Genomic DNA, 3,535 nt, shown 5'->3' with positions numbered 1-3,535 from the left:
GCTGATGTTGTAGTTGATATTTGGCCTCGAAAAAATACTTCTCGCTGCCTGAATGGGAATCAATACCCGCAGGTCCTGATTGTTTCCAAAAGTAGAGCCTTTTTCCTTTAAAACACCTACAACAGTAAACTTTGCTCCTCGAATACTGATGGTTTTCCCTATGGGATTGTCATTCAGAAATAAACTTTTTACAATGTCTGATCCAATAACACATACATTGTTGTTGTTTGAAATGTCAAACTGATTGAATTCCCTTCCGTCTGTTATTTCAAGCCCTGAATTATTGATAAAATTTTCGTTTACACCCGCCACCTGTACCTCAGGATCTGTTTTTAAATTTTCATGTTTCACTTCAGCTGATGTGGTTCCGGTAAAGGAAACCCCGGTGCGTGCCATTGGAAACTGAAAAGTCTCTTCAAACTGTTTAATATCCCTATAACTAATTACAGGATGCACCCTGTCACGCTGTCCCGAAAATTGTAAATCGAAACTGTAGCGTTGCAGCGAAAAAGTATTTGAACCCATTGAGGCGAAATCACCGGCAATGGTATTTTCAAACGATTTTATAAAACTCAAAATCCCAACCAAGGCAAACACCCCAAATGCAATAATCAATATTGTCAATATTGTTCTAAGCAACTGAGTGCGAATTGAATTTAGAGCAATTCTGATATTTTCTCCTAATAGATGAAACATATTGATTAATTACAACTGTTTGTCAGCTTTAATGTTTTTTTGTTACAAAAAAAGAAACAGTTTTAATCCTAAACGATTTTTTATAAAGATGATTACGTGAGAAAAATCTTAATAAATGACAGAATAATATGCATTTCATCGAAAAAATATGTAATACATCGTCATAATGTTGTTTTTTATTATATTAGCACCGCCCAATTTACACTCTTAACCTATGAAAAAGCATTACTTGTTGTTGTTTTTCTGCTTTGTTTTTGGAATTATTTTTTCCCAAGAAGGTAATGTTGGTATAAATACACCCAACCCTTTACAAAAACTTCATATTGCAGGCCCTGAATCTACCTTTAGGGTAGAGATGCTGGACAGCATTAATAATCTTTCAAACAGAAGCGATCGTAATGCACCACTCTATGTTGACTCTGAAGGAGTGTTAACTTTAGAATTTGATGTACTATATAATAACAATGGAGAATTAATTGATCCTGGTTTGGCATCTTCATCCATATTTCAGGATGGTGTTGAAAATTTTGATCAATTAATATTCGCAAAAACCGTCACCGTTGCCAGACCTTCCTACTTGGAGGTAAAGTTTAGCGTAAGTTTTGATGTGTTTTTGAATGATAGTGGTGATATAATTACTGACCAATTAGCAAGGGTAATCAGGAATTATATTTTACTTAACGGAAGCACCGCCAGAAAATATGGGATGACATCAAAGGCTTATGTCAATTCTCACATAAATGGAGTTAATACTACTTATTATAACAATGCATCAACTTATATTTTTCTAACTGCCGGGACCCATACTATAGGTTTTTACGGAAGTGTGGGAAGCGGTTCTTTAACCAACTCCACTTATGTCACTTTTGGCGTTACAGAGGATCAACTTTTAATGAGGCTTTATTAATAACACACTGACTTATGAAAAAACAATACTCTTTATGGTCATTATTATTAATTTCAACAACTGTTTTCAGTCAGGTTGGAATTGGAACAACAAACCCTGAGGCAGCTTTACATGTTGCCGGTGAACAATCTACTATCAGGATTGATGCTTTAAACGTTGTTAATGACCCACTCAATACAGGGTTAAGATTAGCACCCTCATTTGTTCAAAAAAATGGTGAGGTAACCCTTTCGCCATCCAGTAGCGGGCTAAATTCCATTCATATTCTTGACGCCTCTTATGCTTTTACCGATAAAGTTCTTGCAGTTTGTGAATTTGAGCCCATGACGCTTACATATATTTACAGCTATCAATTTACAATACCTTCCGAATCTTTTGTTGAAGTAAAGTACAGTTTATCATTCAACGTTTTTTCAGACTATGATATGGCAAGTGAATCCGGAACGAGGATTTTTGACGGGCAGGCCAGACAAGTAAAAACATTTTTTACAATCGATGGCGGAGTGGATATGTATGGACAAATAAGTCAAAATTATTACAATATTTCAACCGGTGGTGGGTCAGGAACATTTTACAATAATGGATTTGACTATATTTCATTGCCCCCAGGAACATATACACTTGATTTTTTTGCAGACATAGCCGGTCATGAGGAAAATACAACAGCAGTAGTGTTTGGAGGCGATGAATCATTACTCAGAATTAGGTTTTATTAGTATTAAAAGATTATGAAATGCCCATGAACACTTTATAAACCAACCGAAGATGTATGTTTTGCACTTCTTCTTCCTTAATTTATCAAAAACTTTAAACAGATGAAAAAATTATTATTTTTCTTGCTTCCGTTTTACACTTTTGGGCAGGTGGGTATTCACACCACAAACCCGGAATCTACCTTGCATGTAGCGGGTGAAAGTTCTACCGTAAAAATTGAAGGGTTAAGCGCAGAAAACAATCCAAACAACTTGGGTACAGAGTCAACCTCAAGGGTTTATGTAAATAGATTTGGTGATCTGGTATTAGGAACCAGAAACGACAACATCCGGTTCATTTTGGACAGTGAAGACTATATACCTAACGACAGGGAACAAAAAGTAGTACAAACAGGGACTGGTGATAACTTTACCTATCTCGTGCCCAATGATGTTACTTTTCCGTCATTTACCCTCACAGCTGATGCTGTTATTGAAGTCAACTATTCACTTAGCTGGCGTATTGAAAGAAACGTCCCCCAAAAATTAAGTGACAATGCAGCCAGGACTGTTAAATCCACCATATTTGTTTATGATCATCAAATTGGAGCACATTTGCCCACCACTTATGCGCTAACAGCCCAGCATTATGCCAATGGAAGTGGAACTTTGGGTGCAGACCGGTTCTTTTACAATACGGGCTCAGATTATATATTTTTAACTGCCGGCACATATACCATTCATTTTGGAGGGTTGGTGGGCTCTTTAGGGAATCAAAACGCACTTGCATATTTTGGTGGAGACAAAGACCAATTGCAAATCCTGGTCTATTACTAAGGCATTTTAAATACTTCTTGATTTTTTCCATAGCTTTTTGACAAGAATTAAAGATATTTGTGTCATAAAGCCAATCGAATGTCAAAAAAACCATCTGTACCCAAAGGAACCCGGGATTTTTCGCCCACAGAAGTTGCCAAGCGCAGCTACATTATGGAAACCATCAAAAGCAAATTTCAGCTTTATGGCTTTCAGCCCATAGAAACACCCTCCTTTGAAAATTCTGAAACCCTTCTGGGAAAATACGGCGAAGAAGGCGACCGCCTGATTTTTAAAATTTTGAATAGCGGGGATTTTTTAAGCAAGGCAGATGATTCCGCTTTAAGCGAAAAAAACAGCAACAAAGTAGCCCCTCAAATCTCCGAAAAAGCCTTGCGCTACGACCTCACCGTTCCATTTGCCC

The 3,535-nt window shown here is 37.0% G+C and carries 5 protein-coding genes; 4 read left to right on the top strand and 1 reads right to left on the bottom strand.

Annotation, left to right across the window (positions count from 1 at the left end):
• The coding region (locus tag AC6F75_RS00395; protein ID WP_500712949.1) for an ABC transporter permease at positions 1 to 696 on the bottom strand (696 nt) is incomplete at its 3' end.
• 214 nt (positions 697 to 910) lie between these two features.
• Between AC6F75_RS00395 and AC6F75_RS00390 the strand changes: the two genes are divergently transcribed.
• From AC6F75_RS00390 to AC6F75_RS00375, 4 genes are all read left to right on the top strand, one after another.
• Entirely contained in the window at positions 911 to 1,603 is a 693-nt protein-coding gene (locus AC6F75_RS00390; protein WP_500712948.1) for a hypothetical protein, read from the top strand.
• Between the two features lie 14 nt (positions 1,604 to 1,617).
• Positions 1,618 to 2,319, top strand: a complete 702-nt coding sequence (locus AC6F75_RS00385; RefSeq protein ID WP_500712947.1) for a hypothetical protein — start codon at positions 1,618 to 1,620, stop codon at positions 2,317 to 2,319.
• A gap of 99 nt (positions 2,320 to 2,418) precedes the next feature.
• Positions 2,419 to 3,132, top strand: coding sequence for a hypothetical protein (locus AC6F75_RS00380; RefSeq protein WP_500712946.1), 714 nt, complete (start codon positions 2,419 to 2,421; stop codon positions 3,130 to 3,132).
• A 78-nt stretch (positions 3,133 to 3,210) separates the two neighbouring features.
• Positions 3,211 to 3,535, top strand: a 325-nt coding sequence (locus AC6F75_RS00375; RefSeq protein ID WP_500712945.1) for an ATP phosphoribosyltransferase regulatory subunit, incomplete at its 3' end; no start/stop codon positions are given.

The sequence above is a fragment of the Planktosalinus sp. genome, assembly GCF_059864935.1.
The sequence above is the reverse complement of the archived record's forward strand: the minus strand, read 5'-3'. Positions and strand labels throughout refer to the sequence as shown.